At 72.4% G+C, this 16,944-nt stretch carries 18 protein-coding genes; 9 read left to right on the plus strand and 9 right to left on the minus strand.

The features are described 5' to 3' along the window. Positions 1–72: 72 nt before the first annotated feature. On the minus strand, positions 73–1,350 hold the full coding sequence (locus tag IEX37_RS04505; protein ID WP_188755037.1) for a winged helix-turn-helix domain-containing protein: 1,278 nt from the start codon (positions 1,348–1,350) through the stop codon (positions 73–75). 70 nt (positions 1,351–1,420) lie between these two features. Here IEX37_RS04505 and IEX37_RS04510 point away from each other — a divergent pair, with 70 nt between their 5' ends. Further along, positions 1,421–2,605 (plus strand): AI-2E family transporter, encoded by a 1,185-nt coding sequence (locus IEX37_RS04510; protein ID WP_188755038.1) that lies wholly within the window; start codon positions 1,421–1,423, stop codon positions 2,603–2,605. Then, on the plus strand, positions 2,602–3,876 hold the full coding sequence (gene ilvA, locus IEX37_RS04515) for a threonine ammonia-lyase (protein ID WP_188755039.1): 1,275 nt from the start codon (positions 2,602–2,604) through the stop codon (positions 3,874–3,876). Before IEX37_RS04510 ends, ilvA begins: the two co-directional genes overlap by 4 nt. An 18-nt stretch (positions 3,877–3,894) precedes the next feature. On the opposite strand, the gene greA is transcribed toward ilvA, so the two are convergent. Both greA and IEX37_RS04525 read right to left on the minus strand, forming a co-directional pair. Next, entirely contained in the window at positions 3,895–4,383 is a 489-nt protein-coding gene (gene greA / locus IEX37_RS04520; protein ID WP_188755116.1) for a transcription elongation factor GreA, read from the minus strand. Positions 4,384–4,478: 95 nt separating this feature from the next. Then, positions 4,479–4,874 (minus strand): DUF4307 domain-containing protein, encoded by a 396-nt coding sequence (locus tag IEX37_RS04525; RefSeq protein ID WP_188755040.1) that lies wholly within the window; start codon positions 4,872–4,874, stop codon positions 4,479–4,481. A 79-nt stretch (positions 4,875–4,953) separates the two neighbouring features. Between IEX37_RS04525 and IEX37_RS04530 the strand changes: the two genes are divergently transcribed. Further along, positions 4,954–5,244, plus strand: a complete 291-nt coding sequence (locus IEX37_RS04530) for a hypothetical protein (RefSeq protein ID WP_188755041.1) — start codon at positions 4,954–4,956, stop codon at positions 5,242–5,244. A gap of 28 nt (positions 5,245–5,272) precedes the next feature. Here the strand turns inward: IEX37_RS04530 and trhA are convergent, their stop codons facing one another. Beyond that, complete coding sequence (gene trhA, locus IEX37_RS04535; protein ID WP_188755042.1) at positions 5,273–6,013, minus strand: PAQR family membrane homeostasis protein TrhA; 741 nt, start codon at positions 6,011–6,013, stop codon at positions 5,273–5,275. Positions 6,014–6,078: 65 nt separating this feature from the next. On the opposite strand from trhA, the gene IEX37_RS04540 reads away from it, so the two are divergent. The 3 genes from IEX37_RS04540 to phoH2 all read left to right on the plus strand — a co-directional run bounded on the left by IEX37_RS04540 (position 6,079) and on the right by phoH2 (position 9,661). Then, positions 6,079–6,864, plus strand: a complete 786-nt coding sequence (locus IEX37_RS04540; RefSeq protein WP_188755043.1) for an isoprenyl transferase — start codon at positions 6,079–6,081, stop codon at positions 6,862–6,864. A 57-nt stretch (positions 6,865–6,921) separates the two neighbouring features. After that, entirely contained in the window at positions 6,922–8,046 is a 1,125-nt protein-coding gene (locus tag IEX37_RS04545) for an aminotransferase class V-fold PLP-dependent enzyme (protein WP_188755044.1), read from the plus strand. A gap of 301 nt (positions 8,047–8,347) precedes the next feature. Beyond that, entirely contained in the window at positions 8,348–9,661 is a 1,314-nt protein-coding gene (phoH2, locus tag IEX37_RS04550; RefSeq protein ID WP_188755045.1) for an RNA 5'-3' helicase PhoH2, read from the plus strand. Between the two features lie 69 nt (positions 9,662–9,730). Here phoH2 and IEX37_RS04555 read toward each other — a convergent pair whose 3' ends face one another. The 5 genes from IEX37_RS04555 to xseA are packed head-to-tail and all read right to left on the minus strand — an operon-like array spanning position 9,731 to position 14,049. Next, positions 9,731–11,125 (minus strand): class II fumarate hydratase, encoded by a 1,395-nt coding sequence (locus IEX37_RS04555; protein WP_188755046.1) that lies wholly within the window; start codon positions 11,123–11,125, stop codon positions 9,731–9,733. Between the two features lie 60 nt (positions 11,126–11,185). Further along, positions 11,186–11,842: a carbonic anhydrase gene (locus IEX37_RS04560; RefSeq protein ID WP_188755117.1), complete on the minus strand. Its 657-nt coding sequence runs from the start codon at positions 11,840–11,842 to the stop codon at positions 11,186–11,188. Positions 11,843–11,853: 11 nt separating this feature from the next. Next, positions 11,854–12,495, minus strand: coding sequence for a DUF4245 domain-containing protein (locus tag IEX37_RS04565; RefSeq protein WP_188755047.1), 642 nt, complete (start codon positions 12,493–12,495; stop codon positions 11,854–11,856). Next, entirely contained in the window at positions 12,495–12,722 is a 228-nt protein-coding gene (locus tag IEX37_RS04570) for an exodeoxyribonuclease VII small subunit (RefSeq protein ID WP_373286246.1), read from the minus strand. The genes IEX37_RS04565 and IEX37_RS04570 overlap by 1 nt, the downstream gene beginning before the upstream one ends. A 10-nt stretch (positions 12,723–12,732) precedes the next feature. After that, on the minus strand, positions 12,733–14,049 hold the full coding sequence (gene xseA, locus IEX37_RS04575) for an exodeoxyribonuclease VII large subunit (RefSeq protein WP_188755049.1): 1,317 nt from the start codon (positions 14,047–14,049) through the stop codon (positions 12,733–12,735). Positions 14,050–14,181: 132 nt separating this feature from the next. On the opposite strand from xseA, the gene IEX37_RS04580 reads away from it, so the two are divergent. From IEX37_RS04580 to IEX37_RS04590, 3 genes are all read left to right on the plus strand, one after another. Further along, positions 14,182–15,243 carry a 4-hydroxy-3-methylbut-2-enyl diphosphate reductase gene (locus IEX37_RS04580; RefSeq protein WP_373286249.1) on the plus strand — a complete coding sequence of 354 codons (1,062 nt, stop codon included), beginning with the start codon at positions 14,182–14,184 and terminating at the stop codon, positions 15,241–15,243. Then, positions 15,240–15,767: a DUF6264 family protein gene (locus IEX37_RS04585; protein ID WP_188755050.1), complete on the plus strand. Its 528-nt coding sequence runs from the start codon at positions 15,240–15,242 to the stop codon at positions 15,765–15,767. Before IEX37_RS04580 ends, IEX37_RS04585 begins: the two co-directional genes overlap by 4 nt. A gap of 135 nt (positions 15,768–15,902) precedes the next feature. Further along, positions 15,903–16,853 (plus strand): D-alanyl-D-alanine carboxypeptidase family protein, encoded by a 951-nt coding sequence (locus IEX37_RS04590; RefSeq protein ID WP_188755051.1) that lies wholly within the window; start codon positions 15,903–15,905, stop codon positions 16,851–16,853. The last annotated feature ends 91 nt before the right edge of the window (positions 16,854–16,944 follow it).

Genomic DNA, 16,944 nt, shown 5'->3' on the forward strand with positions numbered 1-16,944 from the left:
GCAGGCGGGTCCTCGACGGCGCGCAGGGCCGAGGACGGGACGAGTGGTCGGGGCTGGGCCGAGGACGGGAGGTCAGGCGGCCGGGGGCGGAAGGCCGCGCTCGTGCCGCGCGGCGTCGGGCATGACGCCGGCGAGGTCGTCGGTCGCGTCTCCCCAGTCCGAGATGGACACGCGCTCGAGGCCTTGCCAGTCGGCGGCCTCGCGCAGCGCGACGGCGACCCGCTCGGCGGTGGCGGCGGTGACGCCCGGCTCCCACCAGGCCGACTGCACGCGCAGGGTGGAGGCGGGGCGATCGGCCTTGAGGTCCACGCGACCGACCAGCCGGTCGTCGACGAGCACGGGGAGCGAGTAGTAGCCGTAGCGGCGGCGATCCGCCGGGGTGTAGATCTCGATGCGGTAGTCGAAGTCGAACAGCCTCTGGGCCCGCTCGCGGAACCACACGACAGGATCGAACGGCGTCAGGACGGTGGCCGCTTCGATCCGGCGCGGCGTGGTCGCGTCCCGGTGCGCCCAGGCCGGCAGCGAGCGCCCCGCGCGGGACCAGCCCGCGACGGCCACGGGAACCAGCTCGCCCGCGTCGGTGAGCTCACGCACGGCCTCGAGCACCGCGCGCCGGTCGCGGAGGCGGTAGTAGTCGGCGAGGTCGGAGGCCGTCGCGACGCCGTACGAGCGGGCCGCGCGGCGCACGAGCTCGCGGACGGCGTCGGCGTACGACACATCGCGCTCCCGCAGGTGCGCGGGCACGACGTGCTCGGCCAGGGCGTACCGGCGCTCGAAGCCGCGGCGTCCGGCGATCGCGACCTCGCCGAAGCGCCACATCAGCTCGAGCGCGCGCTTGACGGCGTCCCAGTCCCACCACGGACCCCGCCGACCGCGACGGGAGTCCGACTCGATCTCCGCGGGCCGGAGCGGCCCCCGCGCCGCGAGCTCCGACCGCACCCACGCGACCGTCTCGGCGTTCGCGGCGAACCAGCTGTCCTCGCCCGCGTAGCGGTCGCGCATCGCCTCCATGCGGAAGCGCCACAGCGGCCAGTCCTCGACGGGAGTGAACGTCGCCTCGTGCGCCAGGTACTCGACGTAGCCGCCGGTGCGCCGCGGGCGGCCGTCCGGGCCGTGCCGGAGCACGAGCCGATCCAGATCGGTCGTGTCGTAGGCGCCGAGGCGCGAGAACAGCGGCACGTAGTGCGAGCGCGCGAAGACGTTGACCGAGTCGATCTGCAGCACACCCATCCGGGCGATCGTCCCGTTCAGCTGGCGGACCCCCGGAGCGGAGGCGGGGCGGCGGCGCGCGAAGCCCTGCGCGGCGAGCGCGATACGGCGGGCCTCGGGAAGGGACAGGTCGTACTTCACCTCGTCACCCTAACCGGGGGTCCCGACGTATATTCCGGTCGATGGACGCACCGGCTTTAGACTGACCTCGATGAGCGACGACACGTCCCGCACGGGCTTCTGGGACATCTTCCGTCACCGCCCCGCCGAGCCGCCGACCCCGGCACCCGGGGACGGCGTCGTGCCCCCGGGGCTGCGGATCGCCACCGCCTACGCGTGGCGGTTCCTCGTGCTCGCCGCGGCGGCCGGCGTGCTGGTGTGGCTGGTCATCCAGTTCAAGCTCCTGGTGATCCCGCTGCTGGTCGCCATCCTGATCACCGCGCTCGTGTGGCCGGCGCTGTCGTGGCTGCTGCGGCACCGGGTTCCGCGCTGGCTCGCGATCGTGATCACGCTGCTCGGGACGATCGCGATCGTCACCGGGCTCGTGTGGCTGGTGGTGTGGCAGATCTCGCAGGAGATGGGCGGCGTCCGCGCGCGCATCGTCGAAGCCGTCGTCGCCCTGCGGGACTTCCTCGTCGACCTGGGCATCTCCGAGGCGGAGATCGACGGATACATCACCGAGGGGGTCCAGCTGCTGCAGGAGCAGGCGGGCACGCTCTGGAGCGGCGCGCTCGCGGTCGGCACCACGGTCGGCCACCTCGGCGCCGGCATCCTCCTGGCGCTGTTCGCCCTCATCTGCATCCTCGCCGACGGGGGCGGCATCTGGCGGTGGACGGTCCGGCTGTTCCCGCGACGCGCGCGCGAGGCCGTCGACACCGCGGCGCGCAACGGCTGGCGCACCGTCATCAACTACGCCCGCACCCAGCTGCTCGTCGCCACGATCGACGCGGTCGGGATCGGCCTGGGCGCGTTCTTCCTGGGCCTGCCGCTGTCCATCCCGATCGCGGTGATGGTGTTCCTCGGCTCGTTCGTCCCGCTCGTCGGCGCGATCGTCACCGGAGCCATCGCCGTCTTCATCGCGCTCGTCTACAACGGCTTCTGGATCGCGGTGGCGATGCTCGCGGTGGTGCTGGCCGTCCAGCAGCTCGAGAGCCACGTGCTCCAGCCGATCCTGATGGGCTCGGCCGTCAAGGTGCACCCGCTCGCGGTCGTCATGGTCGTGGCGGGCGGGACCATGATCGCCGGGATCCCCGGAGCCCTGTTCGCCGTGCCGCTGGCCGCCTTCGTGAACGTGGTCGCCGTGACGCTGTCCTCCGGGTCGTGGCGCACGGGAGCTCCGCCGCAGGGCGACCTCATCTGGGACACCATCCCCAAGACGATCGGACCGCATCGATGACCACTCTGGAACCCGACCGCGAACAGGCCCGCGAGGCGGCGAAGCCGCCCATCCCGAGCCTCGCCGAGATCGAGGCCGCGGCGCGCAGCCTGGCGGGCGTGGTGGAGCACACCCCGCTCGAGTACTCGCTGCACCTGACCGAGGTGCTCGGTGCGCCCGTGCGGCTGAAGCTCGAGAATCTGCAGCGCACCGGGTCGTTCAAGGTGCGCGGGGCGACCTACCGCCTGGCCCAGCTCACCGCGGAGGAGCGCGCCCGCGGCGTGGTCGCGGCCTCGGCCGGCAACCACGCGCAGGGCGTCGCGCTCGCGGCGCAGCAGCTCGGGATCCCCGCGACGATCTACATGCCGCTCGGCGTGCCCGTGCCCAAGCTGCTCGCGACGCGCGGCTACGGCGCGGAGGTCGTGCTCGAGGGGGCGACCGTCGCGGTCGGCCTGCAGCGTGCCGCCGAGCACGCCGCCCGCACCGGCGCGGTGCTCATCCACCCCTACGACCATCGCGACATCGTCATCGGCCAGGGCACGCTCGGGCTCGAGATCATGGACGACGCCCCGGACGTGACGACCATCGTCCTCGGGATCGGCGGGGGAGGGCTGATCGCGGGGGTCGCGGCCGCCGCGAAGGCCCGCGCGGCCGCGGAGGGGCGTCAGGTCCGCATCATCGGCGTGCAGGCCGAGAACGCCGCGCCCGTGCCGCTCTCGCTCACCGCCGGCCACCCCGTCGAGATCACGACGCGTCCGACGATCGCCGACGGCATCCTCGTGAACCGACCCGGCGACGTCCCGTTCGAGGTGATCCGCGAGCTCGTCGACGAGGTCGTCACGGTCAGCGACGACGACATCGCGCGCGCCCTCCTGGTGCTGCTCGAGCGTGCCAAGGTCGTCGTCGAGCCCGCCGGCGCGGTCGGCGTGGCCGCGATCCTCGCCGGCAAGGTGCGCGCGCACGGGCCGACGGTCGCCGTGCTGTCGGGCGGCAACATCGACCCGCTGCTGCTGCAGCGCATCGTGGCGCACGGTCTCGCGGCGTCGGGGCGGTACATGACCGTGCGGATCCCGCTGCCGGACCGGCCCGGCCAGCTCGCACGCGTGTCCGAGCTGATCGCCGAAGCCGGAGCCAACGTGGTCGAGGTGCTGCACACGCGGCACGGCCAGGGCCTGCAGATCAGCCAGGTCGCGCTGCAGATCTCGGTCGAGACGCGCGGCAAGGAGCACCGCGAGCTGACGCTCCAGATCCTCCGCGACGCCGGCTTCGAACCCGAGGTCTTGCCTGATTGAGGTTGTCCGGCGGCGGGGTCAGCCGGTGAAGGTCTCGACCTTCACGATCTCGACCGGGATGTCCTTGCCGTTGGGAGCCTTGTAGGAGGTCTTGTCGCCCTCCTTGAGGCCCAGGATGGCGGCGCCGAGGGGGCTCTGCTCGCTGTAGACGTCGAGGTCGGTGCCGCCCGCGATCTCGCGGCTGCCGAGCAGGAAGCGCTCCTCGTCGCCGAGCACGAGCGCGGTGACGACCGTCCCGGGCTGCACCGTGCCGTCGGACTGCGGGGCCTCGCCCACGACGGCCTCCTTCAGGAGCGCCTGCAGGGTGCGGATGCGGGCTTCCTGCTTGCCCTGCTCGTCCTTCGCGGCGTGGTAGCCGCCGTTCTCCTTGAGGTCGCCCTCCTCGCGGGCTGCCTCGATGCGCTTGGCGATCTCTTCACGGCCGACCGTCGAGAGGTGCTCGAGCTCGGCGGCCAGGCGGTCGTACGCCTCCTGCGTCAGGAACGTGACCGGTGCGTCGTTCGACACGCTGTTGTTTGCCACGGGGGACTCCCTTCGATCGGGCGAAGATAGGCAAGACGCCCCGGCGAGTCGCCGGGGCGTCGGTGATGATCACGACCAGATTACGTGACCCAGCACGAGTTGACCAAACCGGTCGTCGCCTGCGCGACGGTCGGGATCGTCTCGGTGTGCGACCGGGCGTGCCGGCCGTCCGCCCCGTATTCGACGATCCGCCAACCCACGACGCCGAACTCCGCGTCCAGCGCCTCGAGGGCGCACGCGATGTCGCGGCCCGGGGGCGCGGAGAGTTGGAAGGACACCTCCACGGTGTGCTCGTCGCGCACGGTGTAGCCGAGATCATCGACGCCGACGGCGTGGAGCGTGCGTGACACGGTGCTCCACCCGAGCCACACGGTCCCGCCGATCGCGACCAGCGCGACGGCGATCCAGAAGGCGAGCACGGCACGCGGCCGGGCGGTGCGCCCGTACCGGTCGTCGAGCTGCGCCTGTGTCGTCATCGGGCCTCTTCCGGGAAAGTTAGGCTGGGAGTACCAGGCTAGCCGTCGTCGTGGCGGCGGTCAGAACAGGAGCCCCTCGATGCACGATCTCGGCGCGTCCGCCGTCGCCTCCCTCGCCACGTCGCTGGCGGTCGCGACGCCGACGACCGTCGCCGCAGTCGACCCGGACCTCGTGACGCCGGGGCCGGCGGGGTTCGCGGTGATCGGACTCCTCGTCGTCCTGCTGGTCGTCCTCGCCGGTGACATGCTGCGCCGGGTGCGGCGCGCGCGCTACCGTCAGGAGGCGCAGGAAGCCCTCGACGCGGAGGAGGCGGCGGCCCGCGGCGACCAGACCGGCACCGAGGGCGACGACTCCCCGGCGGGCCGGTAGGCCTCACCCACCGGTCTGCACCGACGCGTCAGGCCGGGCCGTTGTAGGCGGGATCCAGGGCGATGAGCAGCGCCCCGGTCCAGTGGCACAGGAACGCGAGCACCGTGCACACGTGGAAGATCTCGTGGAAGCCGAAGTGTCCGGGCCACGGGTTGGGGCGCTTGACCGCGTACACGGCGGCACCCGCCGAGTACAGGAGGCCGCCGACGATCACCAGCACCATCATCGCGGCGTTCGCGTGGAACAGGTCCACCAGGTACATCACGGCGGCCCACCCGAGCAGCAGGTACAGCGCGACGTAGAGCCACCGCGGAGCGCTGAGCCAGAACACGCGGAACAGGATGCCGAGGATCGCGCCGCCCCACACCAGGCACAGCAGGAGCACGCCCTTCCCGGGCGGCAGCGCGAGCACCGCGATGGGCGTGTACGTCCCGGCGATGAGGAGCAGGATGTTCGCGTGGTCGACTCGGCGCAGGATCGCCTTGGTGGTCGGCTTCCAGTCGAAGCGGTGGTACACGGCCGAATTGCCGAACAGCAGCAGCGACGACGCCATGAAGACCGCCGAGGCCCACTTGGCCGCCGCGCCTTCGGCGAGGCAGATCAGCACGATGCCCGCGGCGATCGCCACGGGGAAGGTTCCGGCGTGGATCCAGCCGCGCCAGCTCGGCTTGATCTCGGCCGTGCCGGCGTCGCGCCCGGCTGCGTCGAGCAGCGGGAGCTGCGGCAGGCCGTCCGCTGAGGCGGGGTTCTCGTCCGAGGTCGGCGTCATATTCCGAGGTTACGCGGCTCCGCATGCCGTGCGGAGCACGCGCGGGGGCGGAGTAGCGTATTGCCGTGCGCACCACGCGATCCACCGAGGGCAGAGGGCCGCTGTACCGTCTCTACAGCTCGCGGCTGCGACGCCAGATCGACCCCGGCAGCGTGCCGCACCACGTCGCCATGGTGATCGACGGCAACCGGAGATGGGCCCGCCAGCTGGGCTATGCGTCCGCCGCCCACGGTCACCGCGCGGGGGCGGCGAAGATGATCGAGTTCCTCGGATGGTGCGACGAGCTCGGGATCAAGGTCGTCTCGCTCTACTTGTTGTCGAACGACAACCTGCGCAAGCGCGACAAGCGCGAGCTGGACGATCTCATCGAGATCATCGCGGACCTGGCGAGGGAGCTGTCCGCCGATGGCGACTGGCGGGTCCAGCACGTCGGGAGAGCCGCCCTCCTGCCCGACGGGCTCGCGGCCGCGCTGCGGGACGCCGAGGAGCGCACGCGGTCCCACGGGGGGCTGCACGTCAACCTGGCCGTCGGCTACGGCGGTCGGCACGAGATCGTCGACGCCGTGCGCCGCATCATCGACGGACACAGCCGCCGCGGCGGCACGCTCGAGGAGCTGGCGGAGAACCTCACGCCCGAGTCCATCGGTGAGCACCTCTACACGGGTGGGCAGCCGGACCCGGACCTCGTGATCCGCACGAGCGGCGAGCAGCGCCTGAGCGACTTCCTCGTGTGGCAGAGCGCGCACAGCGAGTTCTACTTCATGGAGGCGCTGGGGCCGGACCTGCGCGAGGTGGACTTCCTGCGCGCGATCCGCGACTACGCGTCGCGCGAGCGGAGGTTCGGCGGCTGAGGTCCAGCGGCTGAGGACCGTCGGCGGCGGGGCGGGCGATTCTGCCACAATGACGGAGTGAGCACGACCCTCGAGGAGTATCGCGCCACCTTCCAGGGTGAGCCCGGCTACCTGAACTGGGCGGCCTTCGGACCGCTGTCCTCGTCGGTCCGCGACGAGGTCGTCGCCGACCTGGAGCTGCTCGGGACGGGACGCGCGACGAGCATCGCGCACGTCGACGAGCGCGTCGCGGAGGCCCGGACGCTCCTCGCCGACCTGCTGGGGGCGTCGGCCGAAGACGTGACGCTCCAGCCCTCCACGTCGCACGGCCTCCTGCACGCGGTCTACGGGCTCGAGGGCGGCGTCCTCGCGTCGCCCGCGGATTTCCCCGCCATCCCGACCGCCCTGGTGCGTGCCGCGGACGCCTTCGGGCGGATCTCCCCCCGGTGGCTGCGGCCCGAGCACGGCATCGTGACGCCGCAGTCGGTGGCGGACGCGGTCGACGACGACACCGCTGCGCTCGTGGTGAGTCTCGTGGATTTCCGCACGGGGCACCGGGTGGACCTGGCCGAGCTGCGGGAGGCGCTCGGTCCCGACCGCCTCCTGATCGTCGACGCGATGCAGGGGTTCGGCGTGGTGCAGGCGGACTGGGCGTCCGCCGACGTCGTCTGCGGCAACGGGTACAAGTGGCTGCGCGCGGGACGCGGCACCGGATTCGCCTGGTTCAGCGCTCGCGCGCGCTCGCGCATCGCGCCGGTGCTCTCCGGCTTCGCGGGCGTCGAGGGCGGCCTCGCGCTCGACGAGGTGCCCGCTCCGGCGGCGTCCGCGCAGGCCTACACGGTGACCGGATCCGACGTCCTCGCCGCCGCCCGCCTCGCGGTGGCGCTCGCGGAGGTCTCGAGCGTCGGCGTCGCCGCGATCTCGGCCGCGCTCGCCGAACGCGTCGAGCGCGTCGTCGAGATCGCGCAGCGTCACGACATCCCGGTCGCAACGCCCGAGGATCCCGCTCGTCGCGCGGGCATCGTCGCGTTGGCGCCGCGGCCGCAGGACGTCGCGCCCCTCGGGGCCGCGCTCGCCAACCGCGGCGTGGTCGCGACCGCGCGCGGCGGACTGCTGCGGATCGCGCCGCACGTCGGCACCGACGAGGCGACGCTCGCCATGCTCGATGAGGCGTGCGCGGCGTTCGCCCAGCAGAGGGCCTGATCCGTCGGGGGCCGGCACGGCCCCGCCGCGGCGCGCGGATGCGGGGTATCCGGGTCGGCTGACGCGACCGTCCGGAAATTCACCTTCCCTTAATGCGGATCCGTGCGTGTCGTCGTAGCCGGATGGGCCCCCGCGGCCGTACGTTCGTCGCATCGGGCAAGGTGCTCGATCGGGTCGGCCCCTCGGATCGCGACTCGTGGCCCCAGGTCGACTCGCTGAAGCCGGGCAGGATCCCGGGTCGGGAGTGGGCGTGACTACAACAACTCACCAGTCCAGCCGTCGTCGACGCAGCACCGCGAGCGTGGCTGCGGGGGACTCCGCGCAGGACCTCCGTACCTACGTGCTCGACACCTCCGTGCTGCTGAGCGATCCGGGAGCCTTCTTCCGTTTCGCCGAGCACTCGGTCGTGATACCGGTCGTCGTGATCTCGGAGCTCGAGGGGAAGCGGCACGACCCGGAGCTCGGCTACTTCGCGCGCCAAGCGCTGCGCCACCTGGACGAGCTACGCGTCGAGCACGGCCGCCTCGACTTCCCGGTGCCGGTCGGCGACGGCGGCACGCTGCGGGTCGAGCTCAACAACACGGATGCGACGGTGCTGCCGAGCGGCATCCGGCTGGGCGACAACGACAGCCGCATCCTCGCCGTCGCGATGCACCTGGCGCAGGACGGTCAGCATGTCACGGTCATCTCCAAGGACCTGCCGATGCGGGTCAAGGCGGCATCGCTCGGCCTGTCCGCGGAGGAGTACCTCGCCGAGCAGGCGGTCGACTCGGGCTGGACCGGCATCAGCACGCTCCAGATCTCGGGCGACGACATGTCGGACCTCTACGAGAGCGAGATCGCCTCGCACGATCAGGCGCGGGGGCTTCCCGTGAACACGGGTCTGGTGATCCAGTCGGAGCGCGGGTCGGCGCTGGGCCGCGTCACCGGGGACGGCCAGCTGCGGCTGGTGCGCGGCGACCGCGAGGTGTTCGGGATGCACGGCCGCTCGGCCGAGCAGCGCATCGCGATCGACCTGCTGCTCGACCCCGAGGTCGGGATCGTCTCCCTCGGCGGACGAGCGGGAACGGGCAAGTCGGCCCTCGCGCTGTGCGCGGGCCTCGAGGCCGTGCTCGAGCGGCAGCAGCAGCGCAAGATCATCGTGTTCCGGCCCCTGTACGCGGTCGGCGGCCAGGACCTCGGCTATCTCCCGGGTGACCACGGCGAGAAGATGAACCCGTGGGGGCAGGCGGTCTTCGACACGCTCGGATCCGTCGTCTCCACCAACGTCCTCGACGAGGTCGTGGAGCGGGGTCTGCTCGAGGTGCTGCCGCTGACGCACATCCGCGGCCGGTCGCTGCACGACGCCTTCGTGATCGTCGACGAGGCGCAGTCGCTCGAGCGCAACGTGCTGCTGACGGTGCTGAGCCGCATCGGCCAGAACTCCCGCGTCGTGCTGACGCACGACGTGGCGCAGCGCGACAACCTGCGCGTCGGCCGCCACGACGGCATCGCGAGCGTGATCGAGACGCTCAAGGGCCAGCCCCTGTTCGGCCACGTCACCCTCACCCGGTCCGAGCGCTCCGCGATCGCCGCGCTCGTCACCGACCTGCTGGAGGCCGGCGAACTCACCTGAGCGCGGCGGCTGCGCGAAGACGAGGGGGCCCGGAGGCGATCGCCTCCGGGCCCCCTCGCGCGACAGGCGTCAGCCGGCGTGCGTCATGGAGAGCAGGTCGAGCTTCTCGTCCAGCTGCTCCTCGGTGATCTCGCCGCGCTCGACGTAACCGAGGTCGATGACGGCCTCGCGCACCGTGATGCCCTTCGCGACCGAGTGCTTGGCGATCTTGGCGGCCGCCTCGTAGCCGATCAGCTTGTTGAGCGGCGTGACGATCGACGGGCTCATGCCCGCGAATGCGGCGGCGCGCTCGAGGTTCGCCTCCAGTCCCGTCACCGTCTTGTCGGCGAGGACGCGCGAGGCGTTCGCCAGCAGGCGGATGGACTCGAGCAGGGCGGTGCCCATGACGGGGATCGCGACGTTGAGCTCGAACGAGCCCGACGCGCCCGCCCAGGCGATCGTCGCGTCGTTGCCGATGACGCGGGCCGCGACCATCAGCACGGCCTCCGGCACGACCGGGTTGACCTTGCCGGGCATGATCGAGGATCCGGGCTGCAGGTCGGGAATGTGGAGCTCGCCGAGGCCCGTGTTGGGGCCCGAGCCCATCCAGCGCAGATCGTTGTTGATCTTCGTGAGCGACACCGCGATCGTGCGCAGCGCGCCGGATGCCTCGACGAGACCGTCGCGGTTGGCCTGCGCCTCGAAGTGGTCCTGGGCCTCGGTGATCGGCAGGCCGGTCTCCTCGGCGAGCAGAGCGATCACCTTCTGCGGGAAGCCCAGCGGGGTGTTGATGCCCGTGCCGACCGCCGTGCCGCCCAGCGGCACCTCGGCCACGCGGGGGAGCGCGGCCCGCACGCGCTCGATCCCGAGGCGCATCTGGCGCGCGTAGCCGCCGAACTCCTGGCCGAGGGTCACCGGCGTGGCGTCCATGAGGTGCGTGCGGCCCGCCTTGACGGCGTCCTTCCACAGCTCCGCCTTCGCCTCGAACGCCCGCGCGAGGTGGTCGAGTGCGGGGATGAGGTCCTCGATCAGCGCCTGCGTCACGGCGACGTGCACGGACGTCGGGAACACGTCGTTCGAGGACTGGGAGGCGTTCACGTGGTCGTTGGGGTGGACGTCCGCGCCGAGCTTCTGCGTCGCCAGCGTCGCGAGCACCTCGTTCATGTTCATGTTCGAGGACGTGCCGGACCCGGTCTGGTAGGTGTCGACGGGGAAGTGCGCGTCGTGCTGGCCCGTCGCGACCTCGTCGGCCGCCGCCGCGATCGCGTCCGCGATGGCGCCGTCGAGCGTGCCGAGTTCCTTGTTGGCGAGCGCGGCGGCCTTCTTGATGCGGGCCAGCGCCGCGATCTGCGTCGACTCCAGACCCTTGCCCGAGATGGGGAAGTTCTCCACGGCGCGCTGCGTCTGCGCCCGGTACAGCGCGGTGGCGGGGACGCGCACCTCGCCCATGGTGTCGTGCTCGATGCGGTACTCGGTGTCGGTCACTTCGTCGTTCCTCCGGACGGGTCGTGGTGGTGCGTCGTGGTGGTTGGGGGATCGGGTCGGTCAGGCGGCCGCGTCGTCGGCTGTGCCCAGCATCACGTTGGGAACGACCGTGCCCTCTGCGAGGCGGTAGTTGGCTCCGACGATCGCGACGCGCCGCTCGGCGACCGCCTCGCTGATCAGTTCGGACGCGTGCAGGAGCGACGAGACGGTGTCGCGCAGGTGCTCCCGCCCGACGCGCTCCGCGTCGATCGTGTCGGGCGTCACGCCGTCCGCCGCGCCCTCGCGCTGCACGCGGCGGACCGCGGGCACGATCGGCGCGATGAGCCGCCACACCAGGGGCGGGAGTGCGGGGGCGTCCGACCGGGTGCTCTCGATCGCGGCGCGCACGGCGCCGCACTCGTCGTGACCGAGCACGACGATGAGCGGCACCTTCAGCACGTCCACCGCGTACTCGAGGCTGCCGACGATCGAGTCGCCCGCGACCTGCCCCGCGTTGCGCACGACGAACAGGTCGCCGAGGCCCATGTCGAAGATGATCTCGGCCGCGAGGCGCGAGTCGGAGCAGCCGAACAGCGCCGCGCGGGGCGTCTGCGCGGCGGCGATCTCGTGGCGGCGCGCGACGTCCTGATGGGGGTGCTTGGGCGTGCCCGCGACGAAGCGCGCATTGCCCGCCAGCATCTCGGCCCACGCCTCGTCGGGCGTCATCTCCCGCGCCATGGTCTCTCGCGTCATTCCCTCTCCTCGGCTAGAGCACGGACCTGCGAAGCGATCATTCCCGCGACCTCGGCCGTCTTCTCGGGCGACGACGTGCCGTAGAGCAGCACGTGGTCGTCGCCGGCCTGCGTGCCGAGGGCGTAAGAGATGTTGGCGTTCCGGCGGGGATCGACGTCGTACACCTGCCAGGTGATGCCGTCGATCACGACGTCGTCTGAGGGGGCGGTGCCGCCGAGCACCTGGGCGGCCCACGTGGCATCCGCGTCGAAGCCCTGGGCGAAGCGCAGGAAGCTCGTGTCGCCGGGGACGTAGACGATGTTCCAGGACGCGGGGGAGCCGGGTGTGACCTCCGCGAGGTTGACCCGCCAGCCGTCGCCGGCAGGCACGTCGGGGACGACCACGGTGCGGTCGTAGGCGTCTTCCGCCATGGCCGCGACCGGGGCGGGGTCGACGCTCGGGCGCTCACCGGGGTCGCCGCGCGGCACGCCCCAGATCATGATCGCGACGACGCCGAGCGTGACCGCGAGGGCGACGATCAGGTTCCGCAGGCTCTGGCTCTGGCGATAGGCGCGGGAGTTCGCGGCCTTCCGGGCCGCCGTCTCCTCCGGAGTCTCGGGACGGCCGAGCTCCGCGACCACGCGCGGCGAGCGCGCCATCACGACGCATCCTCCGCGCCGCCCCGGGCGTCCTCGAGCCGTCGCTGGGCCCCGCGCAGCCACTCGTCGCAGCGCGCCGCCAGCGCCTCGCCCCGCTCCCACAGCGCGAGCGACTGCTCGAGCGTGGGCGCGCCCTGCTCGAGCTCGCCGACGACACGGACGAGCTCGTCGCGCGCCTGCTCGAACGAGAGCGTCGCGACATCGGGAAGTGCGGGCTCCGCGGTCACGTCCTCCATCCTACGATCCAGCCTCCGAGGTCGCGGACGGGTCCGGATGAGGTCCGCCCTCGGCGACCTCGCCCGTCGACGTGGCCGCGACCGATCCTCGCTCGAGCGTCACGACGAGGCGCGTCCCGGCCGGCGCCTGCGCCGCGTCGCGGACGATGACGCCGCCGTCCGTGTGCGCGATGGCGTAGCCGCGCGCGAGCGTGGCAGCCGGCGACAGGGCACGCAGCGACGCGCGCAGTTCGGCGGTGCGCAGGGCGCCCTGCTCGATGCGGCGCGCGACCAGTTCCCGTCCGCGCGTGACCAGCTGCCAGACATCCTGCGTCCGCGTCCGGATCATGTGCTCGGGGGTGCGGAGAACGGGGCGCGAACGGAGCTGCTCGAGCTGCGCGACGTCGTGCGCGATGCGATGGCTCAGTCGCGTGGCCATGCGCGCGCGCAGCTGCGCCACGATGGCCCGCTGCTCGCCGACGTCTGGGACCACGCGCTTGGCCGCGTCGGTCGGGGTGGACGCCCGCAGGTCGGCGACGTCGTCGAGGAGCGGGCGGTCGTTCTCGTGCCCGATCGCGCTGACGACGGGCGTCCGTGCGGCCGCGACCGCGCGCAGGAGGCGCTCGTCACTGAAGCCGAGGAGGGTCTGGGGGTCGCCCCCGCCGCGCGCGATGACGATGACGTCGACCTCGGGATCCGCGTCCAGACGGGCGAGCGCAGCGAGCGTCTCGGGGACGCAGCGGTCGCCCTGCACCGCCGCATACTCGGTGCGGAAGCGCACCTGGGGCCAGCGCAGCTCGGCGTTGCGGTGAACGTCCTTCTCGGCGTCGCTGCGCTCGCCCGTGATCAGCCCGATGCAGTGCGGCAGGAACGGCAGCGGCTTCTTGCGCGCGGGGTCGAACAGGCCCTCCGCGCGCAGGGCCGCGCGCAGGCGCTCCAGCCGCTCGAGCTGCTCGCCCAGGCCGACGTGCTTCATCGACGACACCTGGAACGTGAAGTCGCCGCCGCGCACGTAGTAGTCCGCCTTGACGCATGCCACCACGTGGTCGCCGACCTTGAGGTCTGCGGGCATCCGTCCGCGCGCGCTCGACCAGATCCGGATGGAGATCTGCGCATCGCCCTGCAGGTCCTTCAGCCGGGCGTACACAGCCCCGGCTCGCACGTTCCACGACGTGATCTCGCCCTCGACCCACACCGAGCCCCACCGTTCGATGAACCCACGGATGGTCTGGTTGAGCCGCGCGACGGACGTGGGCGCGGCCGGCGTCGAGTCGCGCGGCGACACGCTGTCGGCGGGCGGTGCCTCGCCCGGCACCTCGGCCGGCTGGAACGACGTCATGCCACCTCGGTTCTGGCTCGGTGTACGGTCTGGTCTGTCCTCGCGACGCGCACGGGTGGCGCGGGCGAAACGGCGGCGCTCGGGCCCCGCACAGGGCGTCGCGCGTAGAATCGGCGTGTGAGCCCCACCGCCATCTCGCTACCCGTGCCCTCCGTTCCGGCGCGTCGCGCCCAGGCGCGGCAGGAGCCCCTCAAGGATATCCCGGTGGCCGGGCACAAGCGTGTGCTGCTCGCGGCGCCGCGGGGATACTGCGCCGGCGTCGACCGTGCCGTGGTCGCCGTGGAGAAGGCGCTCGAGCGCTACGGGGCGCCCGTCTACGTGCGCAAGCAGATCGTCCACAACATCCACGTCGTGACCGAGCTCGAGGGCAAGGGTGCGATCTTCGTGGACGAGGTCGACGAGGTGCCGGAAGGCGCGCACGTGGTGTTCAGCGCGCACGGCGTCTCGCCTGCGGTGGTGAACGCCGCCTCTGACCGCGGCCTGCACGCGATCGATGCCACGTGCCCGCTCGTGACGAAGGTGCACCGGGAGGCCGTCCGCTTCGCGCGGGACGACTACCGGATCCTCCTCATCGGCCACGACGGTCACGAGGAGGTCGAGGGCACCGCGGGGGAGGCCCCCGACCACGTGACGATCGTCAACTCGCCCGAGGAGGCCGACCACGTCGTGGTCGACGACCCGAGCAAGGTCGTGTGGCTGTCGCAGACGACCCTCTCCGTCGACGAGACGATGGAGACGGTGCGCCGGCTGCGCGCGCGCTTCCCCCAGTTGCAGGACCCGCCGTCCGACGACATCTGCTACGCCACGCAGAACCGCCAGGTCGCGATCAAGAAGGTCGCGCGCGACGCGGATCTCGTGATCGTCGTGGGTTCGGCGAACTCCTCCAACAGCGTCCGGCTCGTGGAGGTGGCGCTCGAGCACGGCGCCAAGGCCGCGTACCGCGTCGACTACGCGGACGAGGTGCGGCAGGAGTGGCTCGACGGCGTCGCGACGGTCGGCGTCACGAGCGGCGCCTCCGTGCCGGAGGTGCTCGTGCAGGAGGTGCTCTCCCAGCTCGCGGGCGCGGGGTACCGCGACGTCGAGGAGGTCCGCACGGCGGAGGAGGACCTCATGTTCTCGCTGCCGAAGGAACTGCGCCAGGACCCGAGTGGGCGTCGCGATGAGCGCGCCCTCGGCGGGCGGGGCCGCGCGTGAGCGGACCGACACCGCCCGCGGGCGGGCCCCGGTTCGGCGAGTACGCGACGCCCGAGGAGCAGCGCGCCCACATCCGCGCGCCGCTGCACGAGCCGCCGGTCCCGCCGCCTGCGGGGCCGCCCGCTGCGGCATCCGCGGGGACGTCGACGCGGCGTTCGCCGGGGCGCACGCTGGATCGCGTGGTCGCGGTCGGCCTGCTGATCTACGGCCTGCTGACCGTCGTGCGCGCCGCCACCGTGCTGCTCGACCCGGTCGCGCTCGCCGACGCCATCGGCGTGGACGCCGGATCCGTGGGGCTGCACTCGACGGGCGCGTGGGGCGTCGCAGGGGCGCTCGTGCTCGCGGTCGGCTGGTTCGTCACGGCATGGGCGACCTGGAAAGCGCACGTGCGCGGCTGGGTCCTGTTCTGGATCCCGCTCGCCGGGGGCGCCGTGTTCAACCTGTTCTCCGCGATGATCGTCGCGAACGCGCTGCTCTCGCACCCCGGTCTGATCGATGTGCTGGTGCAGCGCTTCGCCGGCTGACGCTTCTCCGGCTGACGCTTCTCCGGCTGGCCTTGGGATGCGCGGTGGCCGGGTCACTCCGGTCCGTCGCCGTGACGGCGCCGATTCGGAGCGCCTTCACCGCGGCGGGAGCGGGGCACGACAGACTGTGATCACATGAGCCCTCTCAGTCGTCGCCGTCGGCAGCGCCTCGCGCGCTCCGGGCTGTTCGTCGTGCTCGCGGTCGCGCTGGGTGCGGGCATCGCGTCGTTCGCGAACTCGGCGGTCGGATCGGGAGTCGGCCCCGAACAGGGGATCGAGGCCGAGGTCGTCCGGCAGGAGCTGCCGTCCCTCGACGCCGACCGGATGCCGTGGCCGGCCGAGGGCTCCGCAGCCGTCGCGGCGGGCGACGGACCGGCGCTCGCGCGCTCGGAGGAGGCGGCGCCCATGGCGAGCATCACGAAGCTCGTCACGGCGCTCATGGTGCTCGAGGAGCGGCCGCTCGCACCGGGGGAGCACGGCCCGGACTATCACTTCGTCGAGCGCTGGAACAACTCGTACGCCGAGTACACCGAGCGGGGCGAGTCGGCCCTTCCGGTGCCCGCGGGCGGGATTCTGACCCAGTACCAGCTGCTCCAGGGCATGCTCATGGGTTCGGCCTGCAACTACGCCGACATCCTCGTGACCGACATCTGGGGCGGCGACGAGGCCTTCGCCGCGGCCGCGGCGGTCTTCCTCGAGCGCCACGGGCTCGGTGGCATCGCCATCGTCGAGCCGACGGGCATCGACCCTCGGAACACGGCGAGGCCGTCCTCACTCATCGCGCTCGCACGGCTCGCGCTCGCCCACCCGGTGGTCGCGGAGATCGTGGCGACGCGCGAGGTCGAGCTGCCGGGCGCCGGCCTGGTGGAGAACACGAACGATCTCCTGGACGATCCCGGGGTCGTGGGCGTGAAGACCGGGACGCTGGATGGCAGCAGCCTGCTGTCCGCCAAGGACGTCGTGGTCGGCGGCGAGAGCGTCCGCGTCTACGTCGTCGTGCTCCACCAGCTCGACGACGACGCGCGCTTCGCGGAGTCGCGCGCGCTGTACGCGGCGGTGGAAGCGCAGCTCGCCGCGACTCCCTGACCCGCCGCCGACTTCCGCCCGCCATGCGCGCGGGGCACCGGCGGGGGACGTCGACCGGGGGCGCGCTCCGCGGATGCTAGGTTTGCATCGT

Source organism: Microbacterium album, assembly GCF_014643695.1.
GTDB classification, from domain to species: Bacteria; Actinomycetota; Actinomycetes; order Actinomycetales; family Microbacteriaceae; genus Microbacterium; species Microbacterium album.